Source organism: Hansschlegelia sp. KR7-227 (genome assembly GCF_049446035.1).
Taxonomy (GTDB): Bacteria; Pseudomonadota; Alphaproteobacteria; order Rhizobiales; family Methylopilaceae; genus Methylopila.
This window is the reverse complement of the sequence record NZ_JBMSEA010000001.1, coordinates 1,397,637-1,414,978: the sequence shown is the minus strand read 5'-3', so window position 1 is coordinate 1,414,978 and position 17,342 is coordinate 1,397,637. Positions and strand designations below refer to the sequence as shown.

Genomic DNA, 17,342 nt, shown 5'->3' with positions numbered 1-17,342 from the left:
TCCCGGAATCGGCCGTCTTCATGGCCTCGTGCGGCAAATTTGGAATTTCTCCGCTTCGCGGCTGGCGCGCCTTGCGCCTTTAGTTCCAGGCGGCTAAGCCACGCCTTGTGGCGGATCGATGCTGCGGCGCGGCAACGCGCTCGACGGCGTCGGCCACGATCCGACCGGCCACGGCGCGGAGACATGATGACCGATCTTCTCGCGGACTATCTGCCCCTGACGATCTTCCTCGCGGTCGCGCTGGCCATCGGCCTGGCGCTGCTCGCGTCGCCCTATCTCGTCGCTCACCGCAACCCCGATCCGGAGAAGCTGTCGGCCTATGAATGCGGCTTCAACGCCTTCGACGACGCGCGGATGAAGTTCGACGTCCGGTTCTATCTGGTCGCCATCCTGTTCATCATCTTCGACCTCGAAGTCGCGTTCCTGTTCCCCTGGGCGGTCGCCTTCAAGGAGGTCGGGCTGTTCGGATTCTGGTCCATGATGCTGTTCCTCGGCGTACTGACGATCGGGTTCGTCTACGAGTGGCGCAAAGGGGCGCTGGAATGGGATTGAACGCGCCGTCCGACACGCTGGTCGCGCCGGCTCCGAAGGGTCTCGTCGATCCCTCGGGCAAGCCGATCGGCCATGACGACCGCTTCTTCGGCGAGGTGAGCGCGGAGCTTGCCGACAAGGGCTTCCTCGTGACGTCCGCGGAGGATCTCGTCACCTGGGCGCGCACCGGCTCGCTGATGTGGATGACCTTCGGGCTCGCCTGCTGCGCGGTCGAGATGATGCAGGCCTCGATGCCGCGCTACGACGTCGAGCGCTTCGGCTTCGCGCCGCGCGCTTCGCCCCGCCAGTCCGACGTCATGATCGTCGCCGGCACGCTGACCAACAAGATGGCCCCCGCGCTCCGCAAGGTCTACGACCAGATGCCGGAGCCGCGCTACGTCATCTCGATGGGCTCCTGCGCCAATGGCGGCGGCTACTACCACTACTCCTACGCCGTGGTGCGCGGCTGCGACCGGGTGGTTCCGGTCGACATCTACGTGCCGGGCTGCCCCCCGACGGCCGAGGCGCTGCTCTACGGCATTCTGCTGCTGCAGAAGAAGATCCGCCGCACCGGCACGATCGAGCGGTGAGGGGCGCCATGGCTGAGCCCGACGACATGATCCTGCCGCTGCTGCGCGACATGACCGCGATGGTTGCGTCACGCGTCGCCGTTCTGCGTGCTTCGAGACGCCGGCCGGCGGCCGGCTCCTCAGCATGAGGAGCGGCGGAGCGATGGCCATCTCAACCCTCCTCATGCTGAGGAGCCCGCGGGACGCGGGCGTCTCGAAGCACGCAGTCGCCCTGACCCCGTCCGGAGGCGCTCATGTCGGTTGAAGCCCTCGACGCGCTCGCCGTCCATGTCGCGGAAGGCCTCGGCGCGAGGCTCGCCTCGGCCACGGTCGCCTTCGGCGAACTGACGCTGAAGGCGGAGGCCGCCGACATCGTCGCGGTCCTGACCTTTCTGCGCGACGATCCCGGTTGCCGCTTCGTCAACTTTATCGACGTCTGCGGGGTCGACTGGCCGGCGCGCGAGAAGCGCTTCGACGTGGTCTATCACCTGCTCTCGCCCTATCGGAACCATCGGGTCCGCGTGAAGGTCGAGGCCGACGACGTCGCGCCTGTGCCCTCCGTCACCGGCGTGTTCCCGGGCGCACTGTGGTTCGAGCGCGAGGCTTACGATCTCTATGGCGTGCTGTTCTCCGGCCACCCGGACCTGCGGCGCCTGCTGACCGACTACGGGTTCGACGGCCACCCGCTGCGCAAGGATTTTCCGACCACCGGCTTCGTCGAGGTGCGCTGGGACGACGAGGTCAAGCGCGTGGTCTACGAGCCGGTGCGGCTCGCCCAGGAATTCCGCAATTTCGACTTTCTCTCCCCGTGGGAGGGCACGGACTACGTGCTTCCGGGCGACGAGAAGGCGAAGCAGCCGCAGTGAGCGGAGCGATGGCGGGAGAGCGCGTGTCCGGACGGTGCCTTTGCGGCGCGGTGAGCTTCGCCGCCACGCTGAAGGACGGGTCCATGCATGTCTGCCATTGCGCGATGTGCCGGCGCTGGACCGGCGGCGTGCTGATGTATCTGTCGGTCGCGCCCGACAGCTTCTCGGTGACGAAGGGGGAGGCCGAATTGTCCGTCTATCGCTCCTCCGAGGCGGCCGAGCGCGGGTTCTGCAAGGCGTGCGGTTCGTCGCTGTTCTGGCGGCTGCATGACGGGAGTCAGATCGACGTCTCCGCGCAGTCGGTCGACGAGTCCTCGCGCTTCCCGTTCGAGAGCGAGATCTTCATCGACGACAAGCCCTCGAACTACGCCTTCGCCAATCCGACGAGAAAGCTCACGAGCGCCGAATCGGCGGCCCTGAACGCGGCCGGAGGCGGCGCGAATGGCTGAGCTCGGCGTGCGATCCGGCGGCTGCCTCTGCGGCGCGGCGCGTTTCACCGCGCGGCCGAAGCCCGAGATGGGCGTCTGCCACTGCGGCCAGTGCCGCAAATGGAGCGGCGGCGTCTTCATGGCGGTGCAGGTCGCCGGCCTGTCGGTGGAGAACCCGGAAGCGCTGTCCTATTACGTGTCGTCCGACTACGCGGAGCGCGGCTTCTGCCGGACCTGCGGGACGAGCCTGATCTGGCGCCTCCGGGATGGCTCGCAGGACTACGTCTCGCTGCCGGCGCTCGACGACCAGACGGGCCTCGTTTTCGACGAGCAGATCTTCATCGACGAGAAGCCCGCGATCTACGACTTCGCCAACACGACGAAAACCATGACCGGGGCCGAGTTCGCCGTGGCGTTCGGGCGGGAGGAGAGTTCGGGTGGCTGAAGCCGACATCCGCAACTTCACGATCAATTTCGGCCCGCAGCACCCTGCGGCGCATGGTGTTTTGCGTCTTGTGCTCGAGCTCGACGGCGAGGTCGTGGAGCGCGTCGACCCGCATATCGGGCTGCTCCACCGCGGCACCGAGAAGCTGATCGAGACCAAGACCTATCTGCAGGCGATGCCCTATTTCGACCGGCTCGACTACGTCGCGCCGATGAACCAGGAGCACGCCTTCTGCCTCGCGACGGAGCGGCTGCTCGGGATCGAGATCCCGATCCGCGCGCAGCTGATCCGCGTGCTCTATTGCGAGATCGGCCGCATCCTCTCCCACCTCCTCAACGTCACCACGCAGGCGATGGACTGCGGCGCGCTGACGCCGCCTCTGTGGGGCTTCGAGGAGCGCGAGAAACTCATGGTGTTCTATGAGCGCGCCTCGGGCTCGCGCATGCATGCGGCGTACTTCCGGCCGGGCGGCGTGCACCAGGACCTGCCGCCGCAGCTGATCGAGGACATCGACCATTGGTGCGACGGCTTCTTCATCGCGCTCGACGACATCGACAAGCTTCTGACCGAGAACCGCATCTTCAAGCAGCGCAATGTCGACATCGGCGTGGTGCCGCTCGACGAGGCCTTCGCCTGGGGCTTTTCGGGCGTGATGGTGCGCGGCTCGGGGGCAGCCTGGGACCTGCGCAAGTCGCAGCCCTATGAGTGCTACGCCGACATGGATTTCGACATTCCCGTCGGCAAGAACGGCGACAATTACGACCGCTACCTCATCCGCATGGAGGAGATGCGGCAGTCCGCCCGCATCATGCAGCAATGTTGCGCGAGGCTCAGGGTCGAGACGGGCCGCATCGCGACGCTGGACGGGAAGGTCGCGCCGCCGAAGCGCTCGGAGATGAAGCGCTCGATGGAAGGCCTCATCCATCACTTCAAGCTCTACACCGAGGGCTACCGGGTGCCCGAAGGCGAGGTCTACGCCGCGGTCGAGGCCCCCAAGGGCGAGTTCGGCGTCTATCTCGTCTCCGACGGCACGAACAAACCCTACCGCTGCAAGATCCGCGCGCCGGGCTTCGCGCATCTGCAAGCCATGGACCACCTCTGCCGCGGCTCCATGCTGGCGGACGTCTCCGCGATCCTCGGCTCGATCGACATCGTGTTCGGCGAGGTCGACCGATGAGGCGCGCCGATCAGCTTCCTGCGTGCTTCGAGACGCGCGTCTTCGACGCGCTCCTCAGCATGAGGAGCGCGGTGGATGGCAGGCTGAACCTTCCTCATGCTGAGGAGGCCCGCAGGGCCGTCTCGAAGCACGCAGGCCGCGTGTCCAAAATCGTCATCGCTCCGCTCCATGGCGGGCATGACGCCGAGGGTATGAACTGAGATGTCCGTCCGTCGCCTCGCAGCCGACCAGCCCGCCGACTTCGCCTTCACGCAGGACAACCTGCCGTGGGTGGAAGCGCAGATCGCGAAATATCCGGAGGGCCGGCAGGCCTCCGCCGTTATTCCGCTGCTGTGGAAGGCGCAGGAGCAGCATGGCGGCTGGCTGCCGGAGCCGGCGATCCGGCGCATCGCCGAGATGCTGGCGATGCCGACGATCCGCGTGATGGAGGTCGCGACCTTCTACACGATGTTCAACCTCGCCCCCGTCGGCGAGCACTTCGTCCAGCTCTGCGGCACCACCCCTTGCGCGCTGCGGGGCGCGAACGCGCTGAAGGACGTCTGCCGCAAGGTGATCGGCGACGAGCGCCATGTCACCGAAGACGGCAAGCTCTCCTGGCTCGAGGTCGAGTGCCTCGGCGCCTGCGCCAACGCGCCGATGGTCCAGATCAACTACGACTACTTCGAGGACCTCGATCCCGAGAGCTTCGAGGCGCTGCTCGGTAAGCTCCGGGCGGGCGAGGCCGTGACCCCGGGCTCGCAGACTGGGCGCTCCTGCTCCGCGCCCGCCGGCGGCGACACGACGCTGACCGACGAGACGCTCTATGACGGCTCCGTGGTCGGGGCCTGGAAGACGCGCTTCGAGGAGAAAGCCGCGCCGGGCGACGCGACGGAGGCCGACTCCGCGGGGCGTCCGGGCGAAAAAGGCCGCCCGGAAGCCAAGTCCGCGACGGGGAAGTCGGACGCCGAGGCGCGGCCGGACGGCGGCGCGGGCAAGCCCGACCGGCACAAGGGCGGGGCGGCCGCCGACTCGCCGACCGCGGGCCCGGCCGCCGCGAAGCCGGTCGATCCGGGCGTCGCGCCGACCGAGGCTCCCAAGCCCGGCAAGGAGGTCTGAGCGATGCTCGCCGATCGCGACCGCATCTTCACCAATCTCTACGGCCGCCGCGGCGCCGACCTCGATTCGTCGCGCAAGCGCGGAGCGTGGGACGAGACCAAATTCCTGCTCGACAAGGGCAAGGACTGGATCATCACGGAGATGAAGGCGTCCGGCCTGCGGGGCCGCGGCGGGGCGGGCTTCCCGACGGGGCTCAAATGGTCCTTCATGCCGAAGCCCCAGGAGGGCCGGCCGCATTATCTCGTGGTCAACGCCGACGAATCGGAGCCCGGCACCTGCAAGGACCGGGAGATCATGCGGAACGACCCGCATCTCCTGATCGAGGGCTGCCTGATCGCCTCCTTCGCGATGCACGCCCACGCCTGCTACATCTACATCCGCGGCGAGTACGTCCGGGAGCGCGAGGCGCTCGAGCGCGCCGTCGTCGAGGCCTATGAGGCGAAGCTCATCGGCAAGGACAACATCCACGGCTACCCGTTCGACCTCTACGTCCACCACGGCGCGGGCGCGTATATCTGCGGCGAGGAGACCGCGCTTCTCGAAAGCCTCGAGGGCAAGAAGGGCATGCCGCGGCTGAAGCCGCCATTCCCCGCGAATATGGGCCTCTACGGCGCGCCGACGACCGTGAACAACGTCGAGTCGATCGCCGTCGCCGGCGAGATCCTGCGGCGCGGCGCGGGCTGGTTCGCCGGGATCGGCAAGCCGAACAACGCCGGGACCAAGCTGTTTTCGATCTCCGGCCATGTCGAGCGCCCCTGCAACGTCGAGGAGGCGATGGGCATCGACTTCCGCGAGTTGGTCGAGAAGCATTGCGGCGGGATCCGCGGCGGCTGGGACAATCTCTACGCGGTGATCCCCGGCGGCTCCTCGGTGCCGGTCATCCCGGCCTCCCAGTGCCAGGAGCTGTCGATGGATTTCGACACGCTCAAGGGCCTCAAGACCGGCCTCGGCACCGCGGCCGTGATCGTGATGGACAAGTCGACCGACATCGTCCGCGCCATCGCCCGCATCTCGTATTTCTACAAGCACGAGAGCTGCGGCCAGTGCACCCCGTGCCGCGAGGGCACCGGCTGGATGTGGCGCGTGCTCGAACGCATGGCGGACGGCCGCGCGGAGAAGCGCGAGATCGACATGCTGCTCGAGGTCTCGACCCAGGTCGAGGGCCACACGATCTGCGCGCTCGGCGACGCCGCGGCATGGCCCGTGCAGGGCCTGATCCGGCACTACCGCCACGAGATCGAAAAGCGCATCGACGACTATTCGCGCAACTCGACGCCGGCGGACTATCCGGTCGCGGCCGTGGCGGCGGAGTAGGGGCGATGGCGGACGAACCCGACAACGTGATCCTGGTCTATCTGCGCCGCCTTGACGCCAAGATGGACCGAATCATCGACGACGCGGCCGATCTCAAGGTGCGCATGACCGACGTGGAGGAGAAGGTGGCGAAGGTCGATCTCGCGATTGCGGGCGTCAACCGCCGGCTCGACCGTGTCGAAAGCCGGCTGGACCGGATCGAGCGGCGTCTCGATCTTGTCGACTTGCCGCATTGAGGAGCCTCGGATGACCAAGCTCATCGTCGACGGCGCCGAGGTCGACGTCCCCGCCGACTACACCATCCTGCAGGCCTGCGAGGCCGCGGGCGCCGAGATCCCGCGCTTCTGCTACCATGAGCGACTGTCGATCGCCGGCAACTGCCGCATGTGTCTCGTCGAGGTGAAGGGCGGGCCGCCGAAGCCGGTCGCCTCCTGCGCCATGGGCGTGCGCGACCTGCGTCCCGGCCCGAACGGCGAGCCGCCGGTCGTGATGACCCGCTCGCCGATGGTCAAAAAGGCGCGCGAGGGGGTGATGGAGTTCCTGCTCATCAACCACCCGCTCGATTGCCCGATCTGCGACCAGGGCGGCGAGTGCGACCTGCAGGACCAGTCGATGGCCTATGGCGTCTCCGGGTCGCGCTTCCACGAGAACAAGCGGGCCGTCGAGGACAAATACATCGGCCCGCTCGTCAAGACGCAGATGAACCGCTGCATCCATTGCACGCGCTGCGTGAGGTTCGTGGCGGAAGTCGCCGGCTCGCCTGAGATCGGCGCGATCGGCCGCGGCGAAGACATGGAGATCACCACCTATCTCGAAAGCGCGATGTCGTCGGAGCTGCAGGGCAACGTGATCGACCTCTGCCCGGTCGGCGCGCTGACCTCGCGGCCCTACGCCTTCAAGGCGCGGCCGTGGGAATTGTCGAAGACCGAGTCGATCGACGTCATGGACGCGCTCGGCTCCGCCATCCGGGTCGACGCCCGCGGCCGCGAGGTCATGCGCATCCTGCCGCGGATGAACGACGAGGTGAACGAGGAGTGGATCTCCGACAAGACCCGCTTCGTCTGGGACGGACTGGGCGCCCAGCGTCTGGACAGGCCCTATATCCGCGAGAACGGCCGCCTGCGGCCGGCCTCCTGGCCGGAGGCCTTCGCCGCGATCGCGGCCCGGGTGAAGGCGGCGCCGCCTGAGAGGGTGGGCGCGATCGTCGGCGACCTCGCCGCGGCCGAAGAGATGTTCGCGCTGAAGGACCTGCTCGGCCGGCTGGGCGTCGCCAATCTCGACGCCCGCCAGGACGGCGCGGCCCTCGACCCCGCCGCGGGGCGCGCGAGCTATCTGTTCAACGCCACGATCGCCGGGATCGAGCAGGCCGACGCGATCCTGCTGATCGGGACCAATCCGCGCCACGAGGCGCCGGTGCTGAACGCCCGCATCCGCAAGCGCTGGCGCGCCGGCGCTCTCCGTGTCGGCCTCGTCGGCGAGCGCGCCGACCTCACCTACGGCGCCGAGCATATCGGCGCCGGAAGCGACAGCCTGACCGAACTGGTCGAGGGCAAGCACTCCTTCGCCAAAGTTCTGGCCGACGCCGAACGCCCGATGATCGTGCTCGGCGCCGGCGCGCTCGCGCGCCTCGACGGCGCGGCCGTGGTCGCCGCCGCGGCGAAGCTCGCGCAGGGCGTCGGCGCCTTCGGCGACGTCTGGAACGGCTTCTGCGTGCTGCACGCCGCAGCCTCGCGCGTCGGCGCGCTCGATCTCGGCCTGGTCCCGGGCGAGGGCGGCATGACGGCGGGAACGATGGCGGAGCCGGGCGCGCTCGACGTCGCCTTCCTGCTCGGGGCGGACGAAATCGACGTCGCGCCGGGCGCCTTCGTCGTCTATGTCGGCACGCATGGCGACCGGGGCGCGCATCGCGCCGACGTCATCCTGCCGGGCGCGGCCTACACCGAGAAGTCCGGCCTTTACGTCAACACCGAAGGCCGCGTGCAGATGGCGAACCGCGCGAGCTTCCCGCCCGGCGAAGCGCGCGAGGACTGGGCGATCCTGAGAGCCCTGTCGGAGGCGCTCGGCGCGCGGCTGCCTTACGACTCGCTCGCGCAGCTCCGTGCGGCGCTGTTTGCAGCCCATCCGCATTTCGCGGCGCTCGACGAAATCGCCCCCGGCTCCGCCGCCGATCTCGAGGCTCTGGCGGGGCAGGGCGGATCGCTCGCCGCCGCGCCGTTCCGGAACGCGGTCGCCGATTTCTACCTCACCAACCCGATCGCGCGCGCATCGGCCGTCATGGCCGAAATGAGCGCCCTGCGGCTCGGCATGCACGCGGAAGCGGCGGAGTGAGCGGGATGACCCTCCATCTCAATCAAGGACTCGTCATGGTCCGGCTTGACCGGACCATCCACGTTGGTCACGGAGCACGACGCTTGACGTGGGTCCTCCGGTCAAGCCGGAGGACGACGAGCTTTATCTTGGGCCGACCGGGCGCTCAGGGCGGGGAAGGCTGATCCATGGACACCGTCCTCCACGTCCTTCTGATCCTGCTCCAGAGCGTCGCCCTGCTGGTCGGGCTGCTGGTGTTCATCGCCTACATCCTGCTCGCCGACCGCAAGGTCTGGGCGGCGGTTCAGCTGAGGCGCGGTCCCAACGTCGTGGGGCCGTTCGGGCTGCTGCAGTCCTTCGCCGACCTGCTGAAGTTCGTGCTGAAGGAGCCGGTGATCCCGTCGGGCGCGAACAAGGGCATCTTCCTGCTCGCGCCGCTCGTGATGTGCTTCCTCGCGCTCGGCGCCTGGGCGGTGATCCCGCTCGCCGACGGCTGGGCGATCGCCGACATCAATGTCGGCATCCTCTACGTGTTCGCGATCTCCTCGCTCGGCGTCTACGGCGTCATCATGGCCGGCTGGTCGTCGAACTCGAAATATCCCTTCATGAGCGCGCTGCGGGCGGCGGCGCAGATGGTGTCCTACGAGGTCTCGATCGGCTTCGTGATCATCACCGTTCTGCTCTGCGCCGGCTCGCTCAACCTTTCCGACATCGTGCGCGCGCAGGACACCGCCGCCGGCGTGTTCGGCTGGTACTGGCTGCCGCTGTTCCCGATGTTCGTGATCTTCTTCATCTCCGCGCTCGCTGAGACCAACCGGCCGCCCTTCGACCTGGTCGAGGCGGAGTCCGAGCTGGTCGCGGGCTTCATGACCGAATACGCCTCGACGCCGTATCTGCTGTTCATGCTGGGCGAGTACGTGGCGATCATGACCATGTGCGCGCTGACGACGATCCTGTTCCTCGGCGGCTGGCTGTCGCCGATCCCCTTCGTCCCCTTCACCTGGATCCCCGGCGTCTTCTGGTTCGTGGCCAAGATGAGCTTGGTGTTCTTCATGTTCGCCATGGTGAAGGCCTTCGTGCCGCGCTACCGCTACGACCAACTCATGCGGCTCGGCTGGAAGGTGTTCCTGCCGCTGTCGCTCGCGATGGTCGTGATCGTGGCCGGCGTGCTGCAGTTCACCGGCTGGGCGCCGGCGTGAGCCGGTGACGCCGGGCCTCCTCGGCGCGGCTCTCGGCGCCGTGGCCGGCGCGGGGCTCGGGCTGCTGGGCGCGCGGGCGCTCAACGCCGGTCTCGACCGGCAGATACGCATGGCGTCCCCGGAGGACGCCCGGAAGTTCACGACGGTCCGCCGGCTCGCCGGTCCGATCGTCATCGCGACGACGATCGTGGAGATCGCGGTCGTGTTCTATGTCGCGGCGGAAGTGCTGGCGGGCTGAGACGCCCGAGGAGATGAGGTTCGAGATGCGGCTCGACCAGGCTGCCAAGTCGCTGTTCCTGAAGGAGTTCGTGTCGGCGTTCTTTCTGTCGATGCGCTACTTCTTCCGGGAGAAGGCGACCATCAACTACCCCTATGAAAAGGGCGCGATCTCGCCGCGCTTCCGGGGGGAGCACGTCCTGCGCCGCTATCCCAACGGCGAGGAGCGCTGCATCGCCTGCAAGCTCTGCGAGGCGATCTGCCCCGCGCAGGCCATCACCATCGAAGCCGGCCCGCGCCGCAACGACGGCACGCGGCGCACCACGCGCTACGACATCGACATGGTGAAATGCATCTATTGCGGGTTCTGCCAGGAAGCGTGCCCCGTCGACGCCATCGTCGAGGGCCCGAATTTCGAATTCGCCACGGAGTCGCGCGAGGAGCTCTATTACGACAAGGAGCGTCTGCTCGCGAACGGCGACCGCTGGGAGCGCGAAGTGGCCCGCCGCATCGCCCTCGACGCGCCGTGGCGGTGATCGGGATGAAACGCAGCGGCGAAGGGTCTGCGTGCTTCGAGACGCCTCGGCTGACGCCGAGGCTCCTCAGCATGAGGACGGTTTTCGCTTCCCCTTCCTCAGTCGGTCCTCATGCTGAGGAGCCGGCCGAAGGACGGCGTCTCGAAGCACGCGCCTCGTTGCCGAGCGTCTCTTTACGCGCCGGCCCGCGCGCCGTACTCAGCCCCCGCCGCACCCTGCCGCGCACGGGATTCCGCGCATGACCCTGCCCGCTCTGTTCTTCTACCTCTTCGCGAGCGTGACGGTGGCCTCGGCCCTCATGGTCATCTCGTCGAAGAACCCCGTGCACTCCGTGCTCTTCCTGATCCTCGCCTTCGTGAACGCCGCGGGCCTGTTCGTGCTGATGGGCGCGGAGTTCCTGGCGATGATCCTGGTCGTGGTCTATGTCGGCGCGGTCGCCGTGCTGTTCATGTTCGTGACCATGATGCTCGACGTAGACTTCGCCGAGCTGCGCGACGGCTTCCTGCAATATCTGCCGGTCGGCGTGCTGGTCGGGCTGATCATGCTGATTGAGCTCGTCCTGGTGCTCGGCTCCTGGGGCGCCTCCGGCTCGATGCCGAAGACGGCCGCCACCGCGCCGATCCCGACCGACGTGAGCAACGCCGAGGCGCTCGGCCGCGTGCTCTACACCGAGCACGTGCTGCTGTTCCAGGCGGCGGGGCTCGTGCTGCTCACCGCCATGGTCGGCGCGATCGTGCTGACGCTGCGCGAGCGCCGCGCCGACGTGAAGCGCCAGGACGTGGCGGCCCAGGTCGCCCGCGACCCGAAGGCCGCCATCGAGGTCGTCAAGGCGCCCACGGGCCAGGGGATCGCAGGCTGATGGTCGGGCTCGAGCATTATCTCGTCGTCGCGGCGATCCTGTTCACGCTCGGCGTGTTCGGGATCTTCCTGAACCGCAAGAACGTCATCGTCATTCTGATGTCGATCGAGCTCATCCTGCTCGCGGTGAACATCAACTTCGTGGCGTTCTCGACGCATATGGGCGACCTGAAGGGTCAGGTCTTCGCCCTGTTCGTGCTGACGGTGGCGGCGGCCGAGGCCGCGATCGGGCTCGCGATCCTCGTCGTCTATTTCCGCAACCGCGGCACCATCGCGGTCACGGACATCAATCGAATGAAGGGCTGAGCGGTGGTCGGGGCGGACGCTTTGCATCGGCGAGCTGCGTGCTTCGAGACGCATGCCTATGGCATGCTCCTCAGCATGAGGATCGTGGAGGATGGCAGGCTGGGGCCTCCTCATGCTGAGGAGGCGACCGAGGGTCGCCGTCTCGAAGCACGCGAAGCCGCGGTCCCGAGCCGCTTCCAGCGGTCAATTCGGCGGGCGTTCTGATGTACTACCTGATCGTCTTCCTGCCGCTCGTCGGCGCGCTGATCGCTGGCGCGATCGCGCTCGCCGGCGCCCGCGGCCGCGAGCCCGGCGCCGTCGGCCCGGTCGACGCCTTCCACGACGCGCACGGCCACGGCGCGCATGGGCACGACCATCCCCATGGCGCGCATGCTCACGACGATCACGGGCATGACGACCACGGCCACGGCCCGGTCGAGCCCGCGGCCGCCGGTTCGGCGGCGGCGGAATACGTCACCACCGGCTTTCTCATCGTGGCGGCGCTGCTGTCCTGGGTCGCCTTCGTCGACGTCACGCTGAACGACGCCGACGCGCATGTGACGGTGATGCGCTGGATCTCGGCCGGCTCGCTCCATCTCGACTGGGCGTTCCGGATCGACACGCTGACCGCCGTGATGCTGGTCGTCGTGAACAGCGTCTCCGCGCTCGTCCACCTCTATTCCATGGGCTACATGCACGAGGATCCGCACCGCCCGCGGTTCTTCGGCTACCTCTCGCTGTTCACCTTCGCCATGCTGATGCTGGTGACGTCGGACAACCTCATCCAGATGTTCTTCGGCTGGGAGGGGGTCGGCCTCGCGAGCTATCTGCTGATCGGCTTCTGGTACCAGAAGCCCTCGGCGTGCGCTGCGGCGATCAAGGCCTTCGTGGTCAACCGCGTCGGCGATTTCGGCTTCCTGCTCGGCATCTTCGCGATCTTCGTCACCTTCGGCAGCGTGCAGTTCGAGACGATCTTCGCGGCCGCCCCCGGCGCCGCGGAGAAGACGATCCATTTCCTCGGCCACGACTGGCACGCGATGACCGTGATCGGCCTGCTGCTGTTCATGGGCGCGATGGGCAAGTCCGCGCAGCTCGGCCTGCACACCTGGCTGCCGGACGCGATGGAGGGGCCGACGCCGGTCTCCGCGCTGATCCACGCCGCGACCATGGTGACGGCGGGCGTGTTCCTGGTCGCGCGCATGTCGCCGATCTACGAGCACGCGCCCGACGCGCTCGCCGTCGTCACCCTCGTCGGCGGCGCGACCGCGATCTTCGCGGCGACCGTCGGCCTCGTGCAGAACGACATCAAGCGGGTGATCGCCTACTCCACCTGCTCGCAGCTCGGCTACATGTTCGTGGCGCTTGGGGTCGGCGCCTACGGCGTCGGGATCTTCCATCTGTTCACGCACGCCTTCTTCAAGGCGCTGCTGTTCCTTGGAAGCGGCTCCGTCATCCACGCGATGCATCACGAGCAGGACATGCGGAAGATGGGCGGCCTGCGCCGGCTGATCCCGCTGACCTACTGGATGATGGTGATCGGCACGCTGGCGCTGACCGGATTCCCGCTGACCGCCGGCTACTTCTCCAAGGACGCCGTGATCGAGGCGGCCTACGCCGCGCACACCGGCCCCGCGACCTTCGCGTTCCTGATGACGGTGCTCGCCGCCCTGCTGACCTCGTTCTATTCCTGGCGGCTGATCTTCATGACCTTCCACGGCGCGCCGCGGGCCTCGCTCGAGACCATGAGCCACGTCCATGAGAGCCCGAAGGTCATGCTCGTGCCGCTGCTGATCCTCGCGGTCGGCGCGCTGTTCGCGGGCCTCGTGTTCCACGGCGCCTTCATCGGCGAGGGCGAGCGCGAATTCTGGCGCGAGGCGATCTTCCGCTCCGAGCACAACGAGATCCTGCACCACATGCACGAGGTCCCGTTCTGGGTGGTGATCTCGCCCTTCGTGATGATGGTCGCCGGCTTCGCGATCGCGTGGCTGTTCTACATCCGCCGCCCGGACCTGCCGGTCCGGCTCGCGGCGCAGCAGGCGCTGATCTACGATTTCCTGCTCAACAAATGGTACTTCGACGAGCTCTACGACCTGATCTTCGTGCGGCCCGCCAAATGGATCGGCCGCTTCCTCTGGAAGACCGGCGACGGCCGCATCATCGACGGGCTCGGCCCCGACGGCATCTCCGCCCGCGTCGTCGACGTGACGAACCGCGTGGTGCGGCTGCAGACCGGCTACGTCTACCACTACGCCTTCGCCATGCTGATCGGCGTCGCCGCGATGTTCACCTGGTTCATGGTGCGGGGGATCTGAGGTGACCGACTGGCCGATCCTCTCGTTGCTGACCTTCCTGCCGCTGGTCGGCGTGTTCTTCCTGCTGATGATCCGCGGGACGGGCGAGGCGGCGCTGAAGAACATCCGTCACGTCGCGCTCTGGACGACGGTGATCGATTTCGTCGTCGCCTGCGTGCTGTGGGCGAAGTTCGACGCGGCCAATCCGGGCTTCCAGTTCGTGGAGCAGGCCGACTGGCTCGGCGGCGCGATCACCTACAAGATGGGCGTCGACGGGATCTCCACCCCGTTCGTCATCCTCACCGCCTTCCTGATGCCGTTCTGCATCCTCGCCTCGTGGCGCTCGATCACGGTGCGGGTGAAGGAGTACATGATCTGCTTCCTGGTGCTGGAGACGCTGATGATCGGCGTGTTCTCGGCGCTCGATCTCGTGCTGTTCTACCTGTTCTTCGAAGGCGGCCTGATCCCGATGTTCCTGATCATCGGGATCTGGGGCGGCAAGCGGCGGGTCTACGCCAGCTTCAAGTTCTTCCTCTACACGCTGCTCGGCTCGCTGCTGATGCTGGTCGGCATCCTCGCGATGTACGGCACCGCCGGCACCACCGACATCCAGGCGCTGCTGGCCTACAAGTTCCCGGCGGAGATGCAGACCTGGCTGTGGCTCGGCTTCTTCGCCTCCTTCGCGGTGAAGATGCCGATGTGGCCGGTCCACACCTGGCTCCCGGACGCCCATGTCGAGGCGCCGACCGCGGGCTCCGTCATCCTCGCCGGCATCCTGCTCAAGATGGGCGGCTACGGCTTCCTGCGCTTCTCGCTGCCGATGTTCCCGCTGGCGTCGGAGCAGTTCGCCCCGATGGTGTTCGCGCTCTCGGTCGTCGCGATCATCTACACCTCGCTGGTCGCGCTGATGCAGGAGGACATCAAGAAGCTCATCGCCTACTCCTCCGTCGCCCATATGGGCTTCGTGACGATGGGCATCTTCGCCATGAACCCCCAGGGGGTGCAGGGCGCGGTGTTCCAGATGGTCAGCCACGGCGTGGTGTCGGGCGCGCTGTTCCTCTGCGTCGGCGTGGTCTACGACCGCATGCACACCCGCGACATCGCGGCCTTCGGCGGGCTGGTGAACCGCATGCCGTGGTACGCGGCGGCCTTCATGGTGTTCACCATGGCGAATGTCGGCCTGCCCGGCACGTCCGGCTTCGTCGGCGAGTTCCTGACGCTGATGGGCGCTTTCCAGGCCAACAGCTGGGTCGCGCTGTTCGCCTGCACCGGCGTGATCCTGTCGGCCGGCTACGCGCTGTGGCTCTACCGCCGGGTGGTCTTCGGCGCCTTCGACAAGCCGGCGCTGGTCGGGATCGCCGACCTCAACCGCCGGGAGCTCGTGCTGCTCGTGCCGCTGGTGCTGCTCACCGTGCTGTTCGGCGTCTGGCCCGCCCCGGTGCTCGACATGTCCGCGGCCTCCGTCGACGGCGTCCTGTCCTCCGCCCAGGCCGCGATCGACGCGGCCGGCAAGACGGCGGAGGCGGCGAAGTGAGACGCATTCGTCTCGCGCCGGCGCCCTGCGTGCTTCGAGACGCCTCGGCTGTCGCCGAGGCTCCTCAGCATGAGGGGCGTGGGCGCTGTGGCATCCTCCGCGCTCCTCATGCTGAGGAGGCCCGCAGGGCCGTCTCGAAGCACGGCGCGCGTCGCTCCAAATACGGGTCCTGAACGACATGGACGCCTCTGCTCTTCCGCATTTCGCAGCCGCGTTGCCCGAGATCGTGCTCGCCGGCGGCGCGCTCGCGCTGATCCTGATCGGAGCGATCGCCGGGGATCGCGCGACCGGGCTCGTCAACGGACTCGCGCTGGCGCTGCTTGCGGTCGCGACCGTGCTGACGGTCGCGCTGCCGGTCGATACGCCGGCGGCCTTCGGCGGCTCCTTCACGGCCGACGCCTTCGCGCGCTTCATGAAGGCGCTCGCCTTCATCGCGGCCTTCGCGGCTCTCGCGCTGTCCTTCGACTACATGCGCCGCGAGAACTTCGCCCGCTTCGAATACGCCATCCTGGTGGTGCTCTCGACGCTCGGCATGGCGCTGATGATTTCGGCGTCGGATCTGATCGCGCTCTATCTCGGCCTCGAGCTGCAGTCGCTCGCGCTCTACGTCATCGCCGCGATCCACCGCGACGACGAGCGCTCGACGGAGGCCGGCCTCAAATATTTCGTCCTCGGCGCGCTGTCCTCAGGCATGCTGCTCTACGGCGCCTCGCTGGTCTACGGCACGACCGGCGCGGTCGGCTTCGCCGACATCGCGGCGGCGCTCCAGGGCGGAACCGGCGGCCTCGGCCTGACCTTCGGAATCGTGTTCCTGCTGTCGGGCTTCGCCTTCAAGATCTCGGCCGTGCCGTTCCACATGTGGACGCCCGACGTCTATGAGGGCGCGCCGACGCCGATCACGGCCTTCTTCGCGTCAGCCACCAAGGTCGCGGGCGTCGCGATGTTCGTGCGCGCCGTGACCGAGGCGTTTCCGGGCGTGACGACAGAGTGGCGGCAGGTGGTGGTGTTCGTCGCGATCGCCTCGATGGCGCTCGGCTCCTTCGCCGCCATCGGCCAGCGCAACCTCAAGCGCCTGATGGCCTACTCGTCGATCGGCCACATGGGCTACGTGCTGGTCGGGCTTGCGGCCGGCACGCCGGAAGGCGTGCGCGGCGTCGCGATCTACGTCGCGATCTACGTCGCCATGACGCTCGGCGCCTTCGCCTGCATCCTGTCGATGCGGATCGGAGACCGTTACGTCGAATCGATCGACGACCTGGCCGGCCTGTCGCGCACCAAGCCCGCCATGGCCTTCGTGCTGACGATGATCATCTTCTCGCTCGCAGGCATCCCGCCGCTCGCCGGCTTCTTCGCCAAGTTCTACGTGTTCTATGCGGCCGTGAACGCGGGCCTCATGTCGCTCGCGGTCGTGGGCTTCGTGCTGAGCGTCATCGGCGCGTTCTATTATCTGCGCATCGTGAAGATCATCTATTTCGATGAGCCGACGGTGGAGTTCGCGCCCATGACGCTGCCCGCCAAGGCCGTGCTCACCATCGCGGGCGGCTTCACGATCCTCTATTTTGTCTATCCCGCGCCGCTCACCGCCGCAGCCGCGTCGGCCGCCCAGTCGCTGTTCTGACCGGGATGGCTGATCCCGCGTTCCCGCCGCCGCATGCGCGCGCCGATCATGCGCAAGGCGCCGCGTGAGAAGG

The 17,342-nt window shown here is 67.6% G+C and carries 18 protein-coding genes; all 18 read left to right on the top strand.

The window, feature by feature from the left end:
- The first annotated feature begins 186 nt into the window (after positions 1–186).
- The 18 genes from ACO2RJ_RS06635 to nuoN all read left to right on the top strand — a co-directional run bounded on the left by ACO2RJ_RS06635 (position 187) and on the right by nuoN (position 17,269).
- Positions 187–552: an NADH-quinone oxidoreductase subunit A gene (locus tag ACO2RJ_RS06635; protein WP_423268923.1), complete on the top strand. Its 366-nt coding sequence runs from the start codon at positions 187–189 to the stop codon at positions 550–552.
- Positions 543–1,121, top strand: a complete 579-nt coding sequence (locus tag ACO2RJ_RS06630; protein WP_423267199.1) for a NuoB/complex I 20 kDa subunit family protein — start codon at positions 543–545, stop codon at positions 1,119–1,121. The genes ACO2RJ_RS06635 and ACO2RJ_RS06630 overlap by 10 nt, the downstream gene beginning before the upstream one ends.
- Positions 1,122–1,354: 233 nt before the next feature.
- Positions 1,355–1,966: an NADH-quinone oxidoreductase subunit C gene (locus ACO2RJ_RS06625; RefSeq protein ID WP_423267198.1), complete on the top strand. Its 612-nt coding sequence runs from the start codon at positions 1,355–1,357 to the stop codon at positions 1,964–1,966.
- A 23-nt stretch (positions 1,967–1,989) separates the two neighbouring features.
- Positions 1,990–2,415 (top strand): GFA family protein, encoded by a 426-nt coding sequence (locus tag ACO2RJ_RS06620; RefSeq protein ID WP_423267197.1) that lies wholly within the window; start codon positions 1,990–1,992, stop codon positions 2,413–2,415.
- Positions 2,408–2,839: a GFA family protein gene (locus ACO2RJ_RS06615; RefSeq protein ID WP_423267196.1), complete on the top strand. Its 432-nt coding sequence runs from the start codon at positions 2,408–2,410 to the stop codon at positions 2,837–2,839. The genes ACO2RJ_RS06620 and ACO2RJ_RS06615 overlap by 8 nt, the downstream gene beginning before the upstream one ends.
- Positions 2,832–4,016 carry an NADH-quinone oxidoreductase subunit D gene (locus ACO2RJ_RS06610; RefSeq protein WP_423267195.1) on the top strand — a complete coding sequence of 395 codons (1,185 nt, stop codon included), beginning with the start codon at positions 2,832–2,834 and terminating at the stop codon, positions 4,014–4,016. Before ACO2RJ_RS06615 ends, ACO2RJ_RS06610 begins: the two co-directional genes overlap by 8 nt.
- Before the next feature lie 201 nt (positions 4,017–4,217).
- A complete protein-coding gene (nuoE, locus tag ACO2RJ_RS06605; RefSeq protein WP_423267194.1) occupies positions 4,218–5,111 on the top strand; it encodes an NADH-quinone oxidoreductase subunit NuoE in 894 nt (297 codons plus the stop codon).
- Positions 5,112–5,114: 3 nt separating this feature from the next.
- Entirely contained in the window at positions 5,115–6,425 is a 1,311-nt protein-coding gene (gene nuoF / locus ACO2RJ_RS06600) for an NADH-quinone oxidoreductase subunit NuoF (RefSeq protein ID WP_423267193.1), read from the top strand.
- A gap of 5 nt (positions 6,426–6,430) precedes the next feature.
- Positions 6,431–6,661, top strand: a complete 231-nt coding sequence (locus tag ACO2RJ_RS06595; RefSeq protein WP_423267192.1) for a hypothetical protein — start codon at positions 6,431–6,433, stop codon at positions 6,659–6,661.
- Between the two features lie 10 nt (positions 6,662–6,671).
- The gene (nuoG, locus tag ACO2RJ_RS06590; RefSeq protein WP_423267191.1) at positions 6,672–8,753 is read left to right on the top strand and encodes an NADH-quinone oxidoreductase subunit NuoG; all 2,082 of its coding nucleotides are present in this window, start codon (positions 6,672–6,674) and stop codon (positions 8,751–8,753) included.
- A gap of 167 nt (positions 8,754–8,920) precedes the next feature.
- Complete coding sequence (gene nuoH, locus ACO2RJ_RS06585; protein ID WP_423267190.1) at positions 8,921–9,931, top strand: NADH-quinone oxidoreductase subunit NuoH; 1,011 nt, start codon at positions 8,921–8,923, stop codon at positions 9,929–9,931.
- A gap of 4 nt (positions 9,932–9,935) precedes the next feature.
- Complete coding sequence (locus ACO2RJ_RS06580) at positions 9,936–10,169, top strand: hypothetical protein (RefSeq protein WP_423267189.1); 234 nt, start codon at positions 9,936–9,938, stop codon at positions 10,167–10,169.
- Between the two features lie 25 nt (positions 10,170–10,194).
- The gene (nuoI, locus tag ACO2RJ_RS06575) at positions 10,195–10,683 is read left to right on the top strand and encodes an NADH-quinone oxidoreductase subunit NuoI (RefSeq protein ID WP_423268922.1); all 489 of its coding nucleotides are present in this window, start codon (positions 10,195–10,197) and stop codon (positions 10,681–10,683) included.
- Between the two features lie 238 nt (positions 10,684–10,921).
- A complete protein-coding gene (locus ACO2RJ_RS06570; RefSeq protein ID WP_423267188.1) occupies positions 10,922–11,542 on the top strand; it encodes an NADH-quinone oxidoreductase subunit J in 621 nt (206 codons plus the stop codon).
- Positions 11,539–11,847, top strand: a complete 309-nt coding sequence (gene nuoK, locus ACO2RJ_RS06565) for an NADH-quinone oxidoreductase subunit NuoK (RefSeq protein ID WP_423268921.1) — start codon at positions 11,539–11,541, stop codon at positions 11,845–11,847. The genes ACO2RJ_RS06570 and nuoK overlap by 4 nt, the downstream gene beginning before the upstream one ends.
- Before the next feature lie 203 nt (positions 11,848–12,050).
- Entirely contained in the window at positions 12,051–14,138 is a 2,088-nt protein-coding gene (gene nuoL, locus ACO2RJ_RS06560) for an NADH-quinone oxidoreductase subunit L (RefSeq protein WP_423267187.1), read from the top strand.
- Position 14,139: 1 nt separating this feature from the next.
- Positions 14,140–15,651 (top strand): NADH-quinone oxidoreductase subunit M, encoded by a 1,512-nt coding sequence (locus tag ACO2RJ_RS06555; protein ID WP_423267186.1) that lies wholly within the window; start codon positions 14,140–14,142, stop codon positions 15,649–15,651.
- A 178-nt stretch (positions 15,652–15,829) separates the two neighbouring features.
- Positions 15,830–17,269: an NADH-quinone oxidoreductase subunit NuoN gene (nuoN, locus tag ACO2RJ_RS06550; RefSeq protein ID WP_423267184.1), complete on the top strand. Its 1,440-nt coding sequence runs from the start codon at positions 15,830–15,832 to the stop codon at positions 17,267–17,269.
- Positions 17,270–17,342 lie beyond the last annotated feature (73 nt).